At 45.4% G+C, this 22,252-nt stretch carries 15 protein-coding genes; 4 read left to right on the forward strand and 11 right to left on the reverse strand.

What is annotated here, in order from left to right; translation table 11 throughout:
* Nucleotides 1–423 precede the first annotated feature (423 nt).
* On the forward strand, nucleotides 424–1,287 hold the full coding sequence (locus F1728_RS06675; protein ID WP_155363448.1) for a hypothetical protein: 864 nt from the start codon (nucleotides 424–426) through the stop codon (nucleotides 1,285–1,287).
* 84 nt (nucleotides 1,288–1,371) lie between these two features.
* Here the strand turns inward: F1728_RS06675 and F1728_RS06680 are convergent, their stop codons facing one another.
* A complete protein-coding gene (locus F1728_RS06680; RefSeq protein WP_155363449.1) occupies nucleotides 1,372–1,941 on the reverse strand; it encodes a DUF416 family protein in 570 nt (189 codons plus the stop codon).
* A 261-nt stretch (nucleotides 1,942–2,202) separates the two neighbouring features.
* On the opposite strand from F1728_RS06680, the gene F1728_RS06685 reads away from it, so the two are divergent.
* Entirely contained in the window at nucleotides 2,203–2,484 is a 282-nt protein-coding gene (locus F1728_RS06685; RefSeq protein ID WP_155363450.1) for a hypothetical protein, read from the forward strand.
* Between the two features lie 196 nt (nucleotides 2,485–2,680).
* Here the strand turns inward: F1728_RS06685 and F1728_RS06690 are convergent, their stop codons facing one another.
* The 4 genes from F1728_RS06690 to F1728_RS06705 form a co-directional block, all read right to left on the reverse strand.
* Nucleotides 2,681–2,986 carry a hypothetical protein gene (locus tag F1728_RS06690; protein ID WP_155363451.1) on the reverse strand — a complete coding sequence of 102 codons (306 nt, stop codon included), beginning with the start codon at nucleotides 2,984–2,986 and terminating at the stop codon, nucleotides 2,681–2,683.
* Nucleotides 2,987–3,688: 702 nt separating this feature from the next.
* Complete coding sequence (locus tag F1728_RS06695) at nucleotides 3,689–4,390, reverse strand: hypothetical protein (protein ID WP_155363452.1); 702 nt, start codon at nucleotides 4,388–4,390, stop codon at nucleotides 3,689–3,691.
* Nucleotides 4,391–4,477: 87 nt separating this feature from the next.
* Complete coding sequence (locus tag F1728_RS06700; RefSeq protein WP_155363453.1) at nucleotides 4,478–5,143, reverse strand: hypothetical protein; 666 nt, start codon at nucleotides 5,141–5,143, stop codon at nucleotides 4,478–4,480.
* Between the two features lie 98 nt (nucleotides 5,144–5,241).
* Nucleotides 5,242–5,751, reverse strand: a complete 510-nt coding sequence (locus F1728_RS06705; protein ID WP_155363454.1) for a hypothetical protein — start codon at nucleotides 5,749–5,751, stop codon at nucleotides 5,242–5,244.
* Nucleotides 5,752–6,303: 552 nt separating this feature from the next.
* On the opposite strand from F1728_RS06705, the gene F1728_RS06710 reads away from it, so the two are divergent.
* On the forward strand, nucleotides 6,304–8,346 hold the full coding sequence (locus F1728_RS06710; RefSeq protein WP_155363455.1) for a hypothetical protein: 2,043 nt from the start codon (nucleotides 6,304–6,306) through the stop codon (nucleotides 8,344–8,346).
* A 457-nt stretch (nucleotides 8,347–8,803) separates the two neighbouring features.
* Here the strand turns inward: F1728_RS06710 and F1728_RS06715 are convergent, their stop codons facing one another.
* The 3 genes from F1728_RS06715 to F1728_RS06725 form a co-directional block, all read right to left on the reverse strand.
* Complete coding sequence (locus F1728_RS06715) at nucleotides 8,804–9,322, reverse strand: hypothetical protein (RefSeq protein WP_155363456.1); 519 nt, start codon at nucleotides 9,320–9,322, stop codon at nucleotides 8,804–8,806.
* Nucleotides 9,323–9,448: 126 nt separating this feature from the next.
* On the reverse strand, nucleotides 9,449–9,673 hold the full coding sequence (locus F1728_RS06720; RefSeq protein ID WP_155363457.1) for a hypothetical protein: 225 nt from the start codon (nucleotides 9,671–9,673) through the stop codon (nucleotides 9,449–9,451).
* 105 nt (nucleotides 9,674–9,778) lie between these two features.
* A complete protein-coding gene (locus tag F1728_RS06725) occupies nucleotides 9,779–10,435 on the reverse strand; it encodes a hypothetical protein (protein ID WP_155363458.1) in 657 nt (218 codons plus the stop codon).
* 793 nt (nucleotides 10,436–11,228) lie between these two features.
* Between F1728_RS06725 and F1728_RS06730 the strand changes: the two genes are divergently transcribed.
* Nucleotides 11,229–12,206, forward strand: coding sequence for a hypothetical protein (locus tag F1728_RS06730; RefSeq protein ID WP_155363459.1), 978 nt, complete (start codon nucleotides 11,229–11,231; stop codon nucleotides 12,204–12,206).
* A gap of 300 nt (nucleotides 12,207–12,506) precedes the next feature.
* Here the strand turns inward: F1728_RS06730 and F1728_RS06735 are convergent, their stop codons facing one another.
* The 3 genes from F1728_RS06735 to F1728_RS06745 form a co-directional block, all read right to left on the reverse strand.
* Nucleotides 12,507–15,128 (reverse strand): right-handed parallel beta-helix repeat-containing protein, encoded by a 2,622-nt coding sequence (locus tag F1728_RS06735; protein WP_155363460.1) that lies wholly within the window; start codon nucleotides 15,126–15,128, stop codon nucleotides 12,507–12,509.
* A 534-nt stretch (nucleotides 15,129–15,662) separates the two neighbouring features.
* On the reverse strand, nucleotides 15,663–20,432 hold the full coding sequence (locus tag F1728_RS06740) for a glycosyl hydrolase family 8 (RefSeq protein ID WP_194242713.1): 4,770 nt from the start codon (nucleotides 20,430–20,432) through the stop codon (nucleotides 15,663–15,665).
* Between the two features lie 443 nt (nucleotides 20,433–20,875).
* Nucleotides 20,876–22,204, reverse strand: coding sequence for a DUF1501 domain-containing protein (locus F1728_RS06745; RefSeq protein ID WP_194242714.1), 1,329 nt, complete (start codon nucleotides 22,202–22,204; stop codon nucleotides 20,876–20,878).
* Between the last annotated feature and the right edge of the window lie 48 nt (nucleotides 22,205–22,252).

A 22,252-nucleotide genomic window follows, 5' to 3' on the forward strand; every position in this document is an offset into this window, starting at 1 on the left:
TTATCGGTAAACGCAAAACCACTCTGACAAAACGGATTAAGCTTTTGGGATATTCACCAGAAATATCATCTGTATTTTGACCAAAAACATCCCACGGTTCGCCCTCTGTATATCGCATTCAGAGTAGATGGAGTTGTTGACTCGATTTATCGAGTCCTTGAGATAGAACATTCAGTTTGGGTTTTTGATCTCATTCTTGAACTTGTCAATTTGACAGATGACTGGTCACAAGAGACTCACGCAATTTGGCGATTCGGCCCGGCAATTCCTCTTGTAAAGCCTTTGCGAACTGGAAGCGGAATGTACAATCGGTGTGTCAGGTGTGACTTGGATTTACTATTGACCTGCGAGACAGTTCAGGAAATTGAGACAGAAATGGGGCAGTAAAGATAGTATATTTCTTGCATCCGAAAGAGTTGTTGCATGTCACGATATAGCAAATGGGTGAAAAATGATTATGAAAAACTCAAAGCACTTCGTGCTACCGATTTGTTTCAAAATCACCTTCTTCCCGATATTAAAAAAGGAATTGTCTTTCCTGCAGTTCGTGGAGGGAAGATTGATTTCTACCATCTAGGACGAAAGCTATTTAGTTTTGATGGAAAGTCATTCAGATCAAATATAAAGTACCTCGTTGTTTTGGATCAAAACAGAAATGGTGAAGTGACTGAAAAAGGATTTCAAAAACTAAAACTATGCCAATCCTTTGAAGACGGGTATCAACAGATCAAAAAGAATACGAAGTTATATGTTGATCCTGAATCGGAACAAGTATCGAAAGTCTGCAAAAGGCATTCTTATTTTCTTGACAGTACTGGACCAATAATAGTCTTAGATATCGAGTTGTCACTGACCGCACAAGAGGAAGATAGAACAGCAGATCGAATTGATTTGATCCTCTTAAATCAAGAGTCAAAACAGATTCGTTTTTTTGAAGTTAAGACTTTCAAAAACAAAGAACTAAAAGAAGCAAATGGGCACATTCCTGTTGTGGGTCAAATTGGGCGATATAAGGAACAGTTAGCCAATGAAAAGAGATATAAATATTTACTAGAAAGCTACCTAGAATATGTTGAGATCATCAATATGCTATTTGGTATCAAAATACCTCAACCCGAATCCATCGACCGTGATGTCGATCTATTGATATTTGATTTTGGGAAACCGGAGCAAAAAATCCTTGAAGAGAATATTCTGCCAGCATTTAGTGATAAATTCAGAGTCAGCGTAAGGGGGGATGCTGGAGGTTTAAGTCAAGGAACACTTCAAAAATGGTGGGATGAGTAGACGGTGTCGAGCAGCTAACGATTAGCCTGACATTGAGAGTGTGCGATTATTATGGAAGGTGTAGAATGCTGGCTTATTTTTCCTTCACCCAAACATCGTCCTCAAATTCGCCACCAATTCATACTCACCTTTCAGGTACTTAATCATAGCCAACTGAGCCTCAAGTTCATCCAAAATCTGGGGATGCTCAAACAGGATGTCTGCCGAATAATTGGGATCATTCTCTTCCAGCGTACAGTCAAGGCCATCAATCACTGACTGAGCGACAGTTTGAGCCAACCCAACATCATTTCTGCGGCAACAGAGAATGCACATCCCGACGCTGTGCTGCACGATAGATACAATAGGATGAATGTCTTCCATCAGAGCGTCCAGTCCATCATCGATTGTCATGAAATCCATTTCGAGGGCATTCAAATGATCTTTCTTAGGAATCACACCACTCAACAATGCATCCCAAAGCTCGTTCAAAACATCTTGTAAAATTCGCAGGTCTTGTTCTAAAAGATTTTCTTCGAGGAGATCGGCATAAGATGTCAGCAGGCGGTCGGCACACCAGACGGAAAATAAGCATCGCTCAAAATGACGGAGGGGGCGAAGTTGTTTCGTCATGAATTCGGAGTAGTCGTCCATGTTTTTGACCGGATTCTTCATACATTCTATTTCACTCACTTCCCCTAATTTATAAATGTGGGCGTGCAACGGTGGATAAATTTGAAAATATGTTGAAGCTATTGCGGCTAGTTGAATTGTTTAGATTCATTTGGAATGAACTAAATGGGGGGCCTTTAAGTGCCACAAAAAGTAGAACTTAAAAATACTCATATATGGTAGGGACAAAGTAATAAATATATACTTAACAGTAGAAAGGTACTAAAACTATTTTGGTAACAACAATTAATCTGGAGCAATTCGATGCCAAACCTGACAACGGGCCAGACTGTCTTTTGGGATGGCTGGAGTACAACTGAAGGATTCTATGTAGTCGAAGCTGAGATTGTTTCGATTGACGACGAGTACGTTGAAGCACGCCCTAACCGAAAATATTATCCGGGTGGTCAGTGTACTGACATCCCAGCCGATGTCGCACAGCCAGCCCATCTTAGAAGCAGTTACTTCGACACGCCATTGCACGAGCGATTACAAGAGAACGTCGAGTTCGTTCGCAGTTTGACTCAACCGAGCGAAGGAGCATGAGGCTACCCTGCCAGATATCATGGCAACGGCGGCAGACCAGAATGAGCCAATCCTCGTTATAAAATCCCGTATCGTATCTCAGATGATGGGTATCGATTCCGGGTCTGCCGCATAGTTGGCACAGCCCATGATCACGTTGATAAACGCGTTCGCGAGCTCGTTGCCTTTTAACAATTTTTAAATAGTGTAAATCATTTCAGAACCCTTCATTAATCCAGTCGTCTGCAATGTCTACACTTTTGACCATTCGGCTTTTATGTAGCAGTGTATCCAAATCAAAGATTAGTTCATCTGAGTCTTCTGGTAAGATAGAAATAGATCTTCCATTTATTGAAATACGCTTTGGGGTTCGGTGCTGCTCCACATCCATAGTTGCAGGTGAGAAAGCAGTCCCAACACTATCCCGAAATGACTGAGCTTCACCTATGGTGAGGATTAGTCGGCCACCTTCGCTTGAGTGGACTTCAATTCTATTATCGTTTTGGGTTACGTAAATACTCATCGGTTGATACCTATAATCTCTTTTTGCTTTCAATCGTATTCAAAATCATCGAAGTGAATCCAAAGCTTCTGTGGTCGCTCAGATCATGCAGTTCACTGGCTCCATTGAATTCCAAAACCTTACGAGCGTATCGTCAATTGCACAGCGAATCCTTCTGTTGTGATTCCAATATCATCTAGTGACGCGACACATCGTCCTGACTCAGAATCAAACAGAATCAGATTTTCCATGATTATCATGTCTTGAAGCAGTTCTGCTATATCCTCCAGAGTTAAATCGACACTGACGCCATCCTTCTCGATTGTCCATAATGTTGTAGTTTGGATTTTCATTTCTGTATTTCTACCTTCTTCATAACATGTGGGCGTAAAATCAGCCCGGAAAATCAAATAATGGGATGCCAAATCAAGCGATGAATTGGCGGACGCTTTTGAGCTCAAACCATAGAGCCGAAGCATTCCAGTAGAAGAAGGTAAATCAATGTAATTCTTAGTAATTGAGAGAGCGAATAATAGCAGAACTGAAAGTTCTAATCCAGAGGAGTTTCAATCATTCAACTTTTGGTTCCAAAGTCTGAGATCGTTTTTAATATGCAAAAATTATCCAGAATAAGATCTGGGTGGCTTTTGTTTCAAATTGTGAGGCGTTCCATCACTCTCAATGTAAACCGATTGTATTGAGTGTATACAAAATCATGAGGTACTACTTATAGGTTACTGAAATTCTATTAAAAAGATCTCTGTAACTGATAATCTCTTGCCCTTGAAGTCTAATATACTGGTTGCCCCATATGGAATTCACTATAGTTTCGATTTTCCTTTTTTGAGAAACAGGGAACTGGAGCCCAAATTCTGGATATCCATATTTGCCATGCCGGGCATAGTCGAAAACATAGGAACGTAAATCTTCTTCTATTGAAAGGTAGCGAAATTTCTCTTGACCATCCTTAATTTTATATGCCACTTCATAAAATACTTTTAATTGTTCCTCATTATGTTTCTTGAAATTTGGTGGTAGAATTTGCTCATGATAGGCATGAATCAATTTGTTGATCTCAATCTCAACTTTTGTGGCAGACTCACTTAACTCATAAAGCGTTTTTACTTTCTTTTTAACCTCTGTCGAACCGTACTTCAAATTATCCAGTTTTTTTACTTTCTTTTTCTGCTCTTCATTCAACCAGTTAAATGATATACTTATGGGTTTTTTATCTTTATCCGAGAGCAAGTATAGACGTTTCACATCTTTTAACTTTTCGTCTTTTTCTAAAAAGTTTTTACCATTGGCAAGATACTGCCCCGAGAATTTAAAATGATATCCATCCTCAGTTTCGACATCCCATTCATCACTGAATGTTAATTGAGGGATTAAACAAAATAAAATAAAGCCCATGAATGTACGCACTAAATTCTCTCTATTAAATGATCGGATAGCATGATTACTGGACTATGTTACTCTTCTTAAATCTGGGAGTGAATCAATTATATTCCGCTATTTGGGCAACTCCAACTTTGTGATCTCTGCCAGAAATGCGTATTGGGGTGAACCAAATGAGGATGGGTTTGCATTAACAACATTCACGGTAAAAGTAATACGCATCTTGTGATAAGATGAAATTGAAAGCTTATCTTTCAATCCTCTAGCAACGTCATTTGAAGCAATATATGGATTAAGTCGATCACTCATCAAAATGTTGCCATTCCCAATGGGATCTGCTTTATGGGGATCCCGTTTCGCCGACTTGATCGATAATAGATATCCATCGATGATATATTCACCGGCATAATTTTTACTTTTATATCGATGTATATCTGATCCTTGAATCCACACATCGAATTGGTACGTGAGGCCAACGTATCTTTCTGGATAATCAGCAATATCCTCTAATGATGCAAATGGAAGTTGAGCACGAATAACCCTCTCCATTTCCATACGTTTCTCTTCTTCCCGTTTGAGTCTTTCCTGTTCTGCTTTTAGCTTATCTTTTTCTGCTTGGATTCTATCCTGTGCTTTACCAATTTTTGCCCTTCTCTCAATAGCAGAATCGAGATTTCGTTTTATCGTATCTGCCCTAACAGCAATCAATGCTTCATTTTTGACCTTTCCGTCAGGGATACTGTAGTGTGTCTTTGCCTTATTAAACTCATCGTCATTCAAGGCATTTAGAGCCTCTAGGGTTACTCGATCAGAATTGGCTAATTCTGCCTCTGTTAGAAGTTGTTTTATTTCTTCTTTTTCATTGGCATGAGGATGTTCTAAATAATCCTTGAGTAATTTAATTCCATCTGAAACATCTTTGTTCTTGAATTTATCTTTGGCGGTTTCCAGAAGAATTTCAGCTTTCTGCTGTGATTCTTGAATTCGAACTTGTCGAGCTCGATCTTCTTGCCATTGGCGAAGTTTTTTGAGAGCTTCCTCCCCGTAGTGATCGTGATCTCAGTTGCATTCTCATCAGTGATTGCGGCAACTAAGTCATTTTCAATTTTTTCTTCATCAAAGAATGACTTCCCAGCGATCATCTCATTCGCCGCATCAACGGCTTTAGAAATGCGTGTATTAGCTTCTGCAACTTCTTTCTTATGAATGGCAGCAACTCGTGATCGATAAGATGAGTAAGCATCCCAAGAAATGAAAAGAACGATGGCAAGAGCGACCACTCCAACCAACAACCAAAGTGAATAAAACACCTTCGTTCCATTATCATCTTCCGCATGCTTATCACGCCGAGGAGAGCTATTCTCGGCGATTTTGTAGGGCTGCGACAAATCAATTATTTTACCGCAACTGGGGCATCTTAATTTATTGGCGGAGCCACCAGCTTTGGTAGAAAAGCGATTTCCACAGGGGCAAGTGATCCTGATTCTCTGTATACAATTTGTTCGATTAGCATTTGATACCATTTCTCAACCTACTATCAATACCTGTTAAAACAGTACGGTTTACTAAGTCTCTTTAGTATACTATGGCTGGCGAACGTAGCAAGACGGACACTCCCTACTGTCTCTATGAAATGTCAATTTGACATCTTGTTCAATCTGGGATATTTCATCGGTAATTTCTGTTCCGAAATACTCCTCGATGGAAATACCTGAATTACATGACAAGTCCAGCAGATAATTTATTTTCACTCTCCCCTGCTACACACCAAATCTTCCTTTCTGATTCCTTTCATTAATCTTTCATTTTGATCCCAAAAAATGCCGCCGAAAACTCTACTTAAATTGGAAGCAGTGTTTTTGTTAAACTGCTCGTTCACTGAATTATGAAAGGAAAAGGGGGAGCCACTCAGAAAAACAGCTCCCCCACAAAATAAAAAAATGCTTACAGAATATAATAGTGCTGATAGCACATTTTCAGATCACGTATCTGAAGGATTTCAGAACAATCTTTCGGCTCCAAAACCAAAAGTCCCCGTTTTCGATGACTGGCAGTCCGTCCCGAGAGAATACGCCACCAGAAATAAATGGACTCTGCGGTTCAGAAAAATAAAACCCAAACAATCCCCTGCAGCAGTATTTAAAATCATCCAAACCCGCAAGCTGGAGACAGTAGATCATGAATTCGAGTCTGAAAAGTACATCAGCCTGTATCACGTCAGCCAGACATCAGAAATCAAACAAACTCCTCTAAATGTGGCACGACATCTGTATTACCGTTGTTTCGTTGAGCCTGCTGATCGCAATAAATTAATTAAGTGGACTCAGGGAGCGTGGGAACATGATGGAGATGAAAAATACTGGGATGCAGAGAGTGACAACTGGGGCTGGCGACATTTCAAAGAAAACTTTGGTCTCCAAAGTTCCATAGATCACATTCGTGGAAAAGATATTTACGGAATTTTTGGGTCCAAAAGTTCGTACTGTTTAATCATTGACCTCGACTACCACAACAAAGGTCTTGTTTTATTTTTAAAGCGTCTGAGTGCCCTGCTAGAGCTGTTTCATGGGCAACACCGATGTCACTATCAGGTTTCTGAAAACAACGCGGGAGGCGTTCATCTAATATTGTTTTTCGGGGTCAATTCATCTTTGAAATCACGTCGTCGCTGGCTGTGGCGTCAGTTGGCTGATGCGGACCGAAAAGATCCAGAACTGAATTTCACCAGAGGTAATCTGTATGAGACTCAATTTAATATTGAGGTTTATCCCGACACGCAACGAGGTGTGAGACTGCCATTGGCTCGCGGCAGGACAATGTTGCTAGATAGACCACTGGATTTAATCACCAGTCGTGGCAAAGCAGTACAAGATGTTGTCGGTTACATTCAGTGGTTAGGTGATTCCTACAGACAATATATTCCCAAAGAGGATGTGTATCGCTATGTTGTTGAGCGACTGGATGTAAAACCTGTTGAAATTAAAGAACGGAAACAACAAAAGACGGCTGTTCAAAAAGCAACAAAGCCACAAAAACAGGAAAAAAGATCGTTAAAAGGAAAGACGCGTGGTGCCATTGTTGGATTCTGGGAAAATGGAAAATCTGAATATTTCATTCATTTGAATGCTGCTATTAATACAACATTGCAAGCGATGCATGCTGAAGGGCTGGCAGAAGAAGACGCTGTTGATGTTGTGATGTCTTATGTTGAGGACCTGCCAGATAAAACGGTCAGTTCCCGATTGGATGATTTGCCAGAAGTTAGGCGTGTTGCTGAGAGGACCGCAAGAAAGATCTGGAGTTCTCCTATTCCAGTGAAGTGGCGAAAGTCACAGGAGAGATGGAGCGATATTGGATTTCGTGTTTCTGACAAAAACACGTGGAATGTTTCTCAGAAGAAGTATGAAGATGTTGTAGTCGATTGTCCCGAGTTAGAGTTTACGGAAGTGGAAAAGTCTCAGTTAATAAGGGAAATGGCACCATTATTGGTCGGAAGGAAACAGGCACAAAAACAGGAAAAGCAGGACGAAGTGATTCGGGCTGTTGCTTATTTATTGAGGTACGTTCTGTGTTGTCAGAGAGAAATACCAGTTACTGCACTGCCTCATATTCTGACTGATTTTCAGGTCAAAATGAAAAGTCATGACAAACAAACCCAGTTTTTGAGACTATTAACTGAATGGGACTGGATTTACGTACGAGTTGAGTATTGTCATCCCGAGAAACACAGGACTAAAGCTGGAAATAATCGAGCTAGAGCATATGGTGTAGGTAAAGCATTTACGGAGCGATTACAGGCTGTAGTGGAAGAGTCAGAAACAGTAATTACTAACCATACAACAGAATACAAAAGTGATCTATATACTGTCTCCTACTTTTTCAGGAGACCAGAAAGTTTATATATTTCTTCCTTTGATGATCAGCTTAATAGCCAATTTTTGGATACAAATCAGCCAGTAACGCACAGGAAGTCTTTGACCTGATGAGAAATTGTATATTTTAGAACAACATTCTGAACTCAATTCAGGTTGGTGCTTTTTTCTCATTTCCATGCCGGCCCCAGACAAACACCAACTAGGGTTAGTACCACATCATTTTCCCACGCACATCCAGCAAGAATTAGTTCACAGTACAAAAAATGCTTTACCTACAGTCATTCTATTCTGTGAACAGTTTCCGTGGCATCAACCTCCATGAAAGCGGTTAGAAGTTCGTAATTAATCGAATCCCTGATGTTTTCAGGCTGTTCAGGAACTAAAACAACTAACCCCCTTGATTACAATGATAAAGCCCCTGTGAAAAATGAATTCACAGGGGCTTTTGAAACTTTAAGTTTCTCATATACTTCTCGTTGCAACCCACACGCTATTAAATAGCGGACTGTCCACATTACAACCCACTGCCCGCAATAAAGCAGGCAGAATACTTTTGGCACAAAAATCAATAATCCAAAATAACGCCATCATCCAAACCATCAATCAATTGATGATAAAAATGCTCGATTGGATCCCCGTTACCAACCATAATTGTGAAAGCATCATAATCACTATCGGTAACCTGATCACACATCGTGTTTACTGATGCTCTCACCATATTATATACGTCACTACGTATTGTGCAGTGATTTTTGCCCATGCCACTGCAATAGGTTGCTTCCCATCTGCCATTATATTCATCTACCCACTCACGATATTTGCAGGGTTGATTGACTTCGGTTTCATGCTCCAATACTTCCCCGCTGTCATCAGCCCAATCAGGCATTGATAGCACCTTTTTAGGCTCACCAAGCCATGCAAAGTAATCGTCTATTACTTCGCAATGCAGTTCATATAGTGCATTGGCGATGATTCGTTTTTGTTTTTTTGTCAGGTTGTAAAACATCCAGTCATTGCAATATTTTTTGATCTGTTTTCTTGTTGGCTTTTTTGGCTTTTTGATTTTTGTTTCCGTTTTTGTCATCTCTCAAATTCCCCTCATAAAAATTAAAGTATGATTGTCTGCCCCAAAAGCAGCAGGGCAACCTTATCACCAATTTGAGGAAGTGGTGCCCAGAATCATTTTTGACTTTTTGTGCTCAAAAGTTTCTTAGTTCCTCGACACATCTATTATCTGATCATTTACAATCTGCTTTATTTGCCAGACTAAATAAGCTTCCATATCTTCATCAACTTCTGAAGCTGCATCCTCTGCGGCTTGATATAAACTGCTAGTGATTTTTTCATAAATCTTTTTTTGCTTTTGCACCTTCAAACCCGAAAAATCTAATATTTGAACTAGAATAACAGTTAATTTCTCTCTGTCTGTCATCATTTTTTCCCTTTCGTTGAACGAGACTACGTGTAAGACATAACCAATGCAGGAAATCTACAGAAATCCAAGTTGAGGGACGACCGAACAAAATGTTGCTAACGTCCCTCACTCTTTGCGGGAGGTCAGGTGATAACCTCTCCAACTGCCCTCGATATAATCGCCGATACCTGATTTGTGAGTATAAAGCTTTCGACGAATCACATTATCGACACGGTTGTTCACAATGTATTCAGGATATTTCTTCTGCATTTCAGCAGTTGTGATCCAAGCCCCCTTGGCATCAAGTATGCATTTAACAATCGCAGCCATTTCCTGATCGACACGGTAATTCACTCCATTCATCTGTATGATTTCTTTTTTGATATCGACTCTCGCGGGAATCTCCAGTCGTGGTTGCTCTGAGATCTGTAGCCACTCATTCCAAGCTTTGACTTCACTTTTGGGAATAACTGAATTCGATTCCAGATCGAGCCCAGCTTCAACCATCCTCTCCATTGCTTCGTCCCCAAAAAAATCGAACAGTTCACTTTTGGACCAAAAGTCTGGCAGCCCTCCTTTCTGTCCAAAAGGTTTTATAAATTCCAGCACTCTATTTTCTTTGTTCAGAACACGCATGTTGGAAACAACATGCCCATCTAAATAACTGATGAACTGGGACGGTATGTTTAAGATGTCCCGTAGTTTTTCGGCTACAGTTTCAATCGGTAGACCGGACAACTCCAACGACGATTCACTCGCACCATGAACAACTCTGATTGGCATTACTTCCTCCTTTGAATTGATAAAAAGTGGAACTCAGAATGAAAAGAGAGCTTGGTTCCTCCCAAGCTCTCTTTACAACACACCTCCAGCACGATTCAGTTCTCAGCATCAAAACGCATTCTTGAATAACTGGTGATTGTGTTGCCTCCCTCATCCGCTCCAGTCTCACCCTGATGTCTCTTGCCTTGTGAGACTGCATCGTACGGAATGGGCTGAATGAATCGATGTGATGAACGCCATCGCTACAGGACTATACAGACGAAAAAAATAATTGTTAAGCAATTATTTTGATCTCGCCAGAATATTGGTGGCGATAAGCTCCAGACAAATAAGGCATTTACGGTCGTGCGAAATATTTTTGGAACACTCATGAACGACCTTAAATTCAGAAATAGGTTGGCTGGCCCCAGATAAATCGAAAGCAGGTCACACGTAAGGTGTGTCAGATTTCGATTAATTATTTTAATGATTTTAAATGGTGGCTCTGTGGAGGGCCTAGATGCGACGAACGCTATTGTCAGAGCAGCGGTTTGAATTGAATATTTAAAATCAGAAGCTTGTTTTTTCGGAGATCTCACCAGCCTCACCGCATTCAGTGTTTTTGGGCACTGAAAAATAATTTGCCCCAAACACCCGGCTGACTAAAATTAAGTTCGAGCATCTTCAAAATGCTCATTCTGCTCTTCATTGAGCAGTGGATTGCAATCTCCTTTTTTTTACCCCAGTGCTTTCCTGCCGTAAAAGGTACGCACATTTACAAGGTCTCAAGTCTCACAGAAAAGGAGATGAACCAATGCGTGGTCACGATATCCCACAAGCGGCCAAAAATAATACCATCAGGGCATATGCTGATTTGCACCGCAAATTTGATCTCTTTTTGAACGGACAGATTACGAGCAACCTGCTTATCATCGCTCGTTCTGGAGTCGGAAAAAGTTTTTACCTCAAGCAAAATGCTGATTGGAGAATCACAGCTTTGCTCGAAGGAAACGTAAAAGCTCTAAAGACATACATCAAGCTGTATCAACATCGGCACAAATTGATTGTGCTTGACGATGCAGAAAATCTATGGGAGTCAAAAAACGGACGTGTTGTTTTGAGGGAGCTAACGGAAACTTCATATCCCAAAACAATGTCATGGGAAAGTACAGCAAAAGAGCTTACCGAAACTCAGACGCCAACAACATATCAGACAAACAGCAGAGCCTGCATCATCTGCAATTCATTTCGTTTTGGCCGTACCGACGAGACGGCTGCAATCATAGATCGATGTCAATGCTACTGTTTTAATCCTACTAATGAAGAGGTGGTGAGATATGTAGCTGAGTGGTTCTGGGATCAGATTGTTTTTGATTATGCCACATCTAATTTGCATGTAATCGACAATCTCTCCGCTCGTATGTTTGTCAGGGCTTGGGAGCGTAGGATAAAGCAGGATGAAAACTGGAGAAATGAATTCCCTTTGCTATCGGGTATTGATGCCATCGTAAAGCAGGTTTGTAATGATCAAAATCTGACGACTGCAGTAGACAGGGTAAAAGAGTATGAACGTATTGCGAAGCTAAATGATCTCCCTGCCAGTCGAGCGACTTTTATGCGACATCAAAAGGAGCTGAGAGAACGCGGAATGCTATCACTCAGCCCTCCAGATTTAAAGCTTTTGGTAAAAGGCCGCCCCCCTGCCATACCGATGGGCATTGAGGCTATTCTGGCGGAAATCGAAGCAGCCGAGTTGGAACAGAAATACTTTGGCTCAAATTGCTTTTCTTGAGACTTGAGACTTTTCCTACCGTAGGGATATTGGACTGTATTGAGGATCTGTGTCTCTCGATCCCAGAAGAGCCGATAAGGTGGCCGATTAGGCATACTAAAGTGGCCGATATGATTTTCACAGATCTCAGAAAACCCTATTTTTAATGTGTCTTTTGAAGTTGACCTCGAATCCCTTCGGGTGTACTTGACCATAAAACTGAGAAAGCTATCGTGAGTCCTATTGGAAACACGATAGCTTTTTTTCATGGCAAGTCTGATCATTTTCCATTCGGAAATCTCATGATCCAGCAAAGGAACATCATTGCGAGAGCTGGAGGTCATCAATCCAGACCTCCGCATCAGCATCAGCCTGGCTGATGAAGCCAATCCAGTCGAGAGTTCGCCATTCAGGATGAATGCAGGGTAGATCCTTGAAGCGACGTGGCTTCTGACCGGGAAGAGTGACGACCAGATCCCACTTGCCAGCCTTATCTCCCAGCGGCGCGACGATTTCCACGTTGACCCACTGCCCCACAGGGAGTTCCATCAAAGTCTGCCGGTTTGCCGCACGGAGTTTCCCCTGCTCGATCCAGAGTGTAGGACCAATTCGATAGGGATTTGCATGATCTCGCCACTCATGCTGAAACACAGCCCCTGATCCCAACTTAAGCGCAAAAGCGCAGCGGCCTCTGCCTTCAGCATATTTGGGAGCAACCGTAATCATGGGGTAATAACGACGCTGTTGTCCGGGAGTGTCTCTGAGCCTCAGTGCGTGTTGACCAGATGGTGCGTCAGCGATTTCCACGATGTCGACGCCACCCCGTTTTTCGTCCTGCCCGATAGAAGTTCCGGGAGGCAGCCCCCCCTCTTCAAAGTCTTCCACAAACGCCAGCGCTGGCGTGGGCGGGGGATCTTTCATTTCGGGAAATGTCAGTGACCGCGCTTTATTCACCCAGTCTGAATCTCCATAAACCCCTGCCCGCCCGTAATCAAACGGTTTAAACCCGATTTTGTAAGCCGGTGAATTCTGGGCCAGGTGATAGTTACCCTCTGCGGGATCAATGAAATGGGGATTGGCAATGATGGAACCCTGATCTTTTCCGGTGGCCTGCCATTCCGCAAAGGTCTTTCCCTGAAAGTCAATCGGCTTTCCATCGGTGCGCCAGTAGAGATTATGATTCAGCTTGACATTCTTATCAGACCAGTTGCCATGAAAGAGTTCTCCTGAATCAAAGATGACGAGATTGCGTTCGAAGGTAAAGGAAAGATGCTCTTCGACCCGACTGCGTTTTACCTGGTACTCGCGAGAGAAGGCGAAAATATTATTTCGAATCAGGTTCTCTCGACCGTAATGCTGATGATAGCCACCGGACCGGGTACGATACACGAGGTTGTTTTCCATCAGAATGTCTGTACTGCCCTCATCGTTGTAAAGCCCCCAACCACCATAACTCCAGGAGAGAATATCGTGAATCACGTTGTTACTGACGGTGGTTCCAGGTGAAGGACCGAGAGTGTAAACGCCCCCCATGTCACTCAACCAGCCCCAGCCTAGATGGTGAATGTGGTTAAATTCAATTTTATTGCGAACAGCGAGACTGTCCGTGTAGCCCCATCGCCAACCGACTGAAACTCCTGTATAGAAGAAATCCGCGATTTCGTTATGGGTCACCGAATTATCGCCGGACTGACCAATCCAGACTCCAACCGCACAGGGGAATAACCGACCTCCGTGACGAATGAGATTATTGTCGACATTGATCTGTTGAGTGCGTTCCTCTGCCTTGGAGGCAATCCGGGTTTCGCCAATCCGGATCCCCCCAGCTCCCAGATCGTGCAGATCACAATGTGTCACACTGCTCTCACTACACCCCTTGCGAAACCAGAGTCCATAAGTGGCGACATGTCCAATTTCACAATCCTCGAATGCGATAGAACGCCCGCCATCGACCATGACTGCAGCCTCAATCGGTGAAGCAGCCTGTGAAGGTTCAAACCCCTGAGGAGGTGTCTTCCAGTCGGTAAATCGAAAAGCGAGGCCTCGAAAAGTCAGGTGTTTCACAAACTGACCGGTGGCAGGGTCTCCCTGCAAAATCAGCAGTTTTTCAGCCACTGGTGCAAATGCTTCAGCTTTGTCAGGAGTCTCGCCCTTGCGGGGCCAATAATACAGCTTACCTTCGGGAGCGAGATACCATTCGCCCGGCGTATCGAGTGCAGCCCGATAATTTTCCAGGTAATAGGCTGTATTTCGGGTGAGCGGATTCCAGTGCTTCATCTGCCGACCGGAAGTGAGCAGCTTACCCGATGGGACATCATACCCGTCCAGGTATTTGCGGGTATTGTCCCATTTATGAAAGAAGAGTGCCTGAATCCCATTTTGTTCCGCTTCAGGAACCTGTTTCAGGGAAGCCAGATCTGCAGGATCTGCGTAGAGCGTTTGCCGGGCGATTTTCTGAGGTCGAGGGCCATCTGTTTTTCCCATTTTTTCCCGGCTGTTCCGGAGATAAAAGAAAAACTCATCCGGTTCCCGAGCCCGCACAGCCCGCTGTCCATTGACCCAGAGCTGCTCGAATTTCCAACCGGGATCGATGGTCGTAGACCAGACCCCATCCGGATCAACTTTGAATCCGGAAATCTGCTTTCCCCCCGAAATGACAGTGTGAGATCCCGGAGCCGCCTGATATATGATGGGGGCTTTCTCGGTACCGGAATCCTCATGAGTAAACAGAACAGGTTTCGTAACAGGATAAACGCCGTCCTGCACGATTACCTTAACTGGTTCTTGTGGCTGACGCTTTCGGATTTCGTCACGGGCCGCGTCAAGAGATTGAATCGGCCCGTCTGGTGAAACCTCAATCACGATTTCCGCCCGGGCTGCAGAACTCACTAAAGTCGTTAAAATCAATAGAAAGACAAACTGTTTTAGATCAAATAACTTCATCACTCTTCCACCTGTGCCCACTCTGGCTGACATCAGTTCATTTTCATCAGTCGCACTACAATGATTAAAGACCTGTGAGCTCAGGCTCGCAGGTACTACTTCCTGCATTTTAGCACAGGCATGTAGTATTCGCACCGCATCAGTGTGTAAGTTGGATACCACCAAGGAAAACTAAAATAACTCAATCCTAAAACTCAGCATGAGAGTTCAAAATTGAAAGTCTTGCAGAATATTAATCTCAGTCGCACCATCTACTCTATCTTACATGACTAATCCCCATCATAGCCTGGCAGTTCTGGATAATCTCATTGACAGCTTCTGTCTTAAGAATAATAGAATACAGTGTAATGCGTCGGCTGTCATTCATTGGAGCATGTCAGAGTACGGCACTGAGCGCCGGCGATGATTGTCTTAAACTTCTCAACCCACTGCCTGTTAACGTATCTGAATCCCGCTTGAAACAGAGTTCAAACGGGATTCAGTTCAGAAAGTCAGAGAAGAATACGTCTCATCAAAGAGAGAATAATCGCGGGATCAAATCGGAGATCCATTTAGAATGAAGTCAGACAAAGGCTCATTCAGCCCCCCAGGTGAAGCAATAAAACCGAAGGAGATCATCCCGCCGGCTGAAATATCTTCATTCCACGAGGCACCGCGAATGACGTAGGTATCCCCCACATGCGAGACAATTTCAGCATTCCAGATATCAGTAATGTCCCCTGCAAAAGTGAACTCCAGCGTCCACTCTTCCAGGATGTCATCACTCTCATTCCGAATCTCAACCGCCCCCTGGAACCCACTGCCCCAGTCATTGACGTTGGTAAAGTTGACTTCCGCAGAGGGGGTGGGAGCATCATTATCCTGTATGGATCCAATCCCTGTATCAGTAACCAGAGTCGCTCCCACAACCTGATCAAGCACGACCTGGAATTCTTCTCCGGACTCAATCATTACGTCCCCCAGAATCGGGACTGTGATTATTTTCTGAGTTTCTCCAGGCTGAAAGATCAGCTGACCACTGACAGCCTGATAGTCCATGCCTGCAATTGCAGTTCCGTCCTGAGTATTGAACTGCACCATCACAGTCTCTGTCGCAGGCTCACTCAACGCAACGGTAAATACGGCTTGAACGATACCGGTATCCCCTTCCGTGACTGTCACATTGTTGATGAACATCTCGGGAACGACAGCAACATACTCTTCGACGGTCACTGACACAGTCGTCGTAGTAACACTCCCCGACTCAGAAACGGTCGTATAAACAAAACTGTCTGCCCCCGAGTAGCCAGCATCCGGAGTATAGGTCAGCGTGCCATCCTGATTGTCGACAACTTCACCATGCGCTGGTTGAGTAAACGACTGCAGCGTCAACCCGCTACTACCCATCCCGTTGACGGGATTGATGTAGTTCCCGGACATAACCAGCATACTCAGCATTGAAACCGAATCTGCATAGTAATTCGAGTGTGTCGTAGCCACACTGTCAAACACCGAGTTCAGCCAGGTTTGGTCTGCCGTATCAGAACCGGTCATGGCTGAAACGCCGACCGCTGCTCTGAAGAAGGGATCACTCCAGTTATTCAATGGTGTTCCATCCAGCTGGTATCCTCCCAGAATCTGAGAGGGATTCCCTCCCGATGACTGCTGAAAGAACTCAGAAAGCATCTGTGCCTGAGCCAAAGAGACAGAGTCACCACTGAAAACGGCATCCGCACCTAAACGCCAGGGCACACGTCCCGCGTTATACCAGTAGTGTTGATCGTTGACCTCAAGAAATCCAGAAGGAGCCGGTGACACTGCACCAGTCTGAGGATCAACGGTCACAAAATCCGGAACCAGTCCCGTCCCTGATTGCTCCTGCAGCTTCGTCATTACGTCCTGTGTTGCGGTGATAACTGCGTCCCAGGCTCCGGTCTGAGTCGCGGCTTCAAAAGCCCGAAAATGACCATTCATGAAGTCGCTGGTACGCACTGACCATTGATTCCGCTGACCGCCGTTGGGATCAACCCAGTCTCCCAGCATCGGCAGATGACTTTGCGGACCGATCGTCGATTCATACATCGCATTAATAATGGTGATCGCTTCCTGAAGATAATTGATCTCACCATCACTGCCCCATTGTGCGTCAGCCACCAGCAGAGCATAGGCAATATCGGCATCACCGTCGAAGGCACTGCTGTTTCCATACGCATCCGGTTGTGCCCAGTCCATCAGGTCAGGATTCCCTTCGCTGGGGTTGGCACGGGAATAACGGAACAGGCCATCAAAAATGGTCTGTGCATTCGGATCGTAACCATCCATATGCGACAGGACCAGCATTCCATAGCCCTGGGCTTCTGAAGTAGTGCGTCCCTGTGAATCCATCACTACCCGATAGCCATTCCCGCCTGAATCGACTCGCAGCCAGTCCGACTTCCATTGGTCGTAGTAGTTGGCCACAATCTGATCCAGTTGCTCCTGGCTATACTGGCTGGGTAGCAGTGTTCCATCCACATATTGCTGAACGTGACTGCCAAAATCTGGATCACCAGATGAAGTTCCAATCGAAATCGTGACAGATATTTCAAAGAGAGTTGTCACTGATATTTCATTTTCATTGGTCACTACATCATCATTGGTAATCGTATTAGTTGCGGTTGCAGTCCCCCCATCCAGTACCGCACCGACGGGACTGCTCAGAGTCACATAAAACTGCTCGTCCGCTTCCACCTGTGTATCACCATAGATGCGAATCGAGATCGTTTTCGAAGTCTCCCCCACAGCAAATGAAACCTGACCGCTGGAGGCTTCATAGTCTTCTCCTGCAGTCGCAGTTCCATTGGAGGTATGATAATTAACCGTAACAGGTTGTGTTGCCGCCTCAGACAACGAGATGACCAAAGTCGCCAGTACAGAACTACTTTCGCCCTCCACAACCGTGGCCCCAGCGATACTCACCACAGGCGTTACCTCTTCAGGAGGCTCTACGAGTCCCTCCCAGGCGACGGGATCCTGGTAATACTCCTGCACTTTGGTAATCCACCAGTAATCGTCGGTGGGCTCGCTACCTATGGAATCAGTACTGATCCCGACACCCGCCCCGAAGAGAATCTGCCGGACTCCTGCCGCTCGTGCCTCTTCCACATGCGAACCCCAGGTAATCGTATTACCGTTAACCGTCAGTTTGCTGTCATTCAGTGCATTGGTGGAAAAGTAAGCCAGACGATCTCCACTTGCCGTAAACGTATCCCCCAGAAAAAAGGTTGGGGCAGAATCTTCATACTGACGAGTCGTGTTGGTAAGTGGATCGAAGACACCATTCTCATCATACGGGTTATCGGCCAGGCTGTCGTTGATGTGCCCGACCGGAAGTTGCCAGAGCACCATTTCACGCTCTGTTGTCTGCGTGAGTGTCTGGACGATCAACAGATAATTGTGCCAGTGGTCACTGTTCCAGAACCAGGTACTACCCGCCGGATCGTCAGCTGCACCATTCTGCGCCCCGGCATCCAGCCCATATTTATCCAGCGAGATAAAACCGGCTCCATAACTGAGAATACCGGCATCCATATAATACTGGGCAATCAATTCCGCTTCGCGGGCGATCGCGGCTCGCCCGGCTTCGATACCCAGCGTATCAGTCAGGTGCACGATACCTGTACCCGGAATCGGTGTCTCAATTCCCGGTGATGCCCAGAGGTTAAACTGCCAGCCGAATTCCACATTCGGTGCATACTTGCTGATGCTGTAATTGATCGCTTCGATCAACCCGGTTACCGTATTATCGAATTGCGGATCCACGCCTGTTTGCAGGACACCACTACTGTAAGCGGCACTCGTCATCGCGGAGATATTACCCGCAGAGGTACCTGCGTTTTGCATCAGGTACCCAATAAAATCAGGCTCCATAATCATCTGTACCAGTTCGTCCCCTGCTTCGGTGCGAATGGTATCTAATGCAAATTTCAGATCCTGGAAATAGCTTTCCATATACGACAGGCTTTGGATATGCGCCAGATCAGTCGTATAACTTTCTCCGCCATCCGGAATGTTGTAGTACACGAACTGAGGTATCATGCCCAGCTTCATACTTTCGCGCACGTAACTGCTGACCCGGTCCGGATCCCAACTGCGCCACCCCGCAATCGGGCCCCCATTGAGATAGATATAACGCGAGTCTACATACTTGTTGGTCGCATCACTGTTACCATAATCCTGCCAGAACGAGAGGTCGCCAGAAGTATCTTCACTCACCGAGCCAATAGTCACATAATCCGGCAGGCCCGGAAGCTGGCCATCGACAGTCCGCACACGGATCCCGATAAACCGTTCTTCACCGGAATCAAGATCCATGATGCGCAGCGAAGCTCTGCCCGCCTCCAGTCCGGTGATCCGTAACGTGTCCCCGTCCACCATCTCGGCCTGGATCACGCGTGAATTATTTGTCACCACGCTGAATTGCGCCGCCTGGTTAGGTGAGGTCAAAGTATAATCATAGGCCGCCTGATCGATCGTTACCTGCAAGGCCTGCCCTGCCAGATCCACGCCCTGAATTCCGATTTCACTGGCATCTCCGGCAACGTAGACGACTTCATCACTCAGCGCAGTTCCGGCTGCATTACTGACTTCAACCTGATAACTGAATACGCCATAATCCCGATCCGTCAGCAACAAGCTGTCGGTCTGAGGCGTGGAACTGCCTGACAAGTCTGCCTCGTAGATCAGCGTCCCGTTCTCATACAGCTTCCAGTGATCTGCCGCATCCCCGGCCCAGAGATTCATCGTCACTCGAAATCCTCCGGAACTGGCGTCCGCCAGCACACTGACACTCGGTTTATTGGGTGCATTGATGACCGGATCAGGATCACTTGGGTCGTTCGGATCCGTTGGATCACCATTTCCCATAAATACAAAATCAGTGGGTTCACTGTGAGTTCCTCTGGCGACAAATCCGATCGCCAGTGATTCTCCAGGATCCAAAGTATCATCCCAACTGGGAGGTGTGATCCGGTACTGGCCTCCACCCAGGTTCTGTACCTCGGCGTTCCAGAGTGACTCAATCGTGCCACTGTATTTGAATTCCAGTTTCCAGTCCGTGAAAGCAGTAGATTCATCATTGTTCAAAGTCAGAATCGCGGTTCGACCGGAGCCCCAGTCATTATCAACTTCGAACTGAATATCGGGCGCATCGGCCAGCGGATGCGCAGCCAGAAGCGTTCGTACTTCAAGCGATTCGGTCTGTTGAGAAATTGTGGCGCGAGACCGCCGGGGGGTAGAGTGCTGTGTAGAGAACCAATGCAGCAGGGTCGCATAAAGTCGTCTCATTTCATCTGCTCTGCGAATACAGAGCCCTTTCAGTCTGTGCCAGGACAGTGCTTTTCTCATGCAGCAGGCCAGCATGAGAAAACAATGATGTTGGCACGGCTTCAGGATTCAGATGAAACTGAAACGTGCAAAACTCATCGTAACACTGCTTATCGTCGGGCGTGAGCAGAAGACCTGAAGGGAATCAGTCGGCCACATGCTCTATAGGTTCCCGCGAATCTCTTGGCGCGGAAGCTGTTTCGGCCCAGAACAAACAGCAATGTCCGATTTTTAGAAATGCTTTTAACCTGGAACCAATCCAGGCTCAGAACAATTCGATTTAAACAGGTCCCCCTCCCCTGTGTCCAGATGAAATTTGAAAAGCTTTTTTGAAAAGCATGGACAGACTGGTGTGCTTATGAGGCTTTTGTGAAGGAAGGACAGACTTTCTGCTTCTCATCTAATTAGAAAAGTTCGTGAACCGGCTTTCCGGTCCCAACAATGCTGGTCGGTCGGCCTGAGGCATCATCGAAGTGAGTTTCCAGAGAGATCCCCATCTTCTGATAAATTGTTGCCAGCAGATCCAGGGGAGTAGTTTTGCGTTCGACCACAGCACCACCGAATTTTTCACTGGCCCCCACCACGCGTCCTCCTTTGATGCCGCCGCCAGCGAACATCACGGTGAAACAGTTTGACCAGTGATCCCGTCCCGCGTGGCCGTTGATCATAGGCGTCCGGCCAAACTCACCCGCGCAGAAAATCATCACATCATCCAGCATACCTCGTGCTTCCAGATCTTCGATCAGCGTTGCCATCGCCTGATCGAGGGGAGGCAGATGTGTCTCCAGCCCTTTTTCGATATCGTTATGATGATCCCAATAGCCGGTATTGATGGTCACGCAACTGCTGCCTGCCTCGACTAGCCTTCTTGCCAGTAATGCGCTTTGACCATACTGATGCCGACCATATTGATCTCGCAACCGGTTGTCTTCACTATTCAAATCAAAGGCTTTACGAACCCGTTCGCCCGTTACCATTTCCAGGGCCTGCTGTTTAAAGGTATCCAGCCCCTCGATGACTCCCGACTGATCAACCTCACGATTCAGAGTGTCAAACTGCTTCAGCAGTTCCCGCCGCGATTCGACACTTTTTAAAGTCAGACCGTCGGGTAGAGCCAGGTTGGGAATTTTGAAGTTTTTGGAATTTGGATCCGTCCCCACTTCAAACGGGTTATACGATTTCCCCAGGTACACGGCCCCCTGATAGCCAAAGGCTTCTGACTTGGGGATAGTAACATAGGGTGGCATATGCTCGGAATGCGCACCAATGGTACGCGCGATCACAGAACCAAAGGACGGTTTCTGAGGCGCATTTCGGGCCAGCGTGGGACCGAAGTAACCGGTCTGCATCCAGTGCGCAGAGGGCGCATGGATTCCGTTTTCATGATGCACCGATCTGACCTGCGAAATGTGATGCATCACCTTCGCCTGCAGGGGAAAACGCTCCGTCACATGAATATCCGGTACGGACGTGGAAACGGGTCGATACATCCCGCGATATTCAGCCGGAGCATGCGGTTTCATATCGTACGTATCCTGTTGGCTCATGCCTCCATGAGTCCAGAAGACGATCAAAGATTTATTGGACTTCGGCCGCACCGTTTCTGCTGCCGTGGCACGGGCTTGAAACAGGTCAGCCAGTCCCAGACCTAACAGGGGTGCTCCCAACTGCAGGAAATTACGACGACTTACGCCAACACAATTGGAATATTGATTTCCTGACAAGGATAACATCAAACGCGTCTCCCACATTAGTCCCAGCTGAATTCTGCCCGGGACAAC

It is taken from the genome of Gimesia benthica (assembly GCF_009720525.1).
Lineage (GTDB): Bacteria > Planctomycetota > Planctomycetia > Planctomycetales > Planctomycetaceae > Gimesia > Gimesia benthica.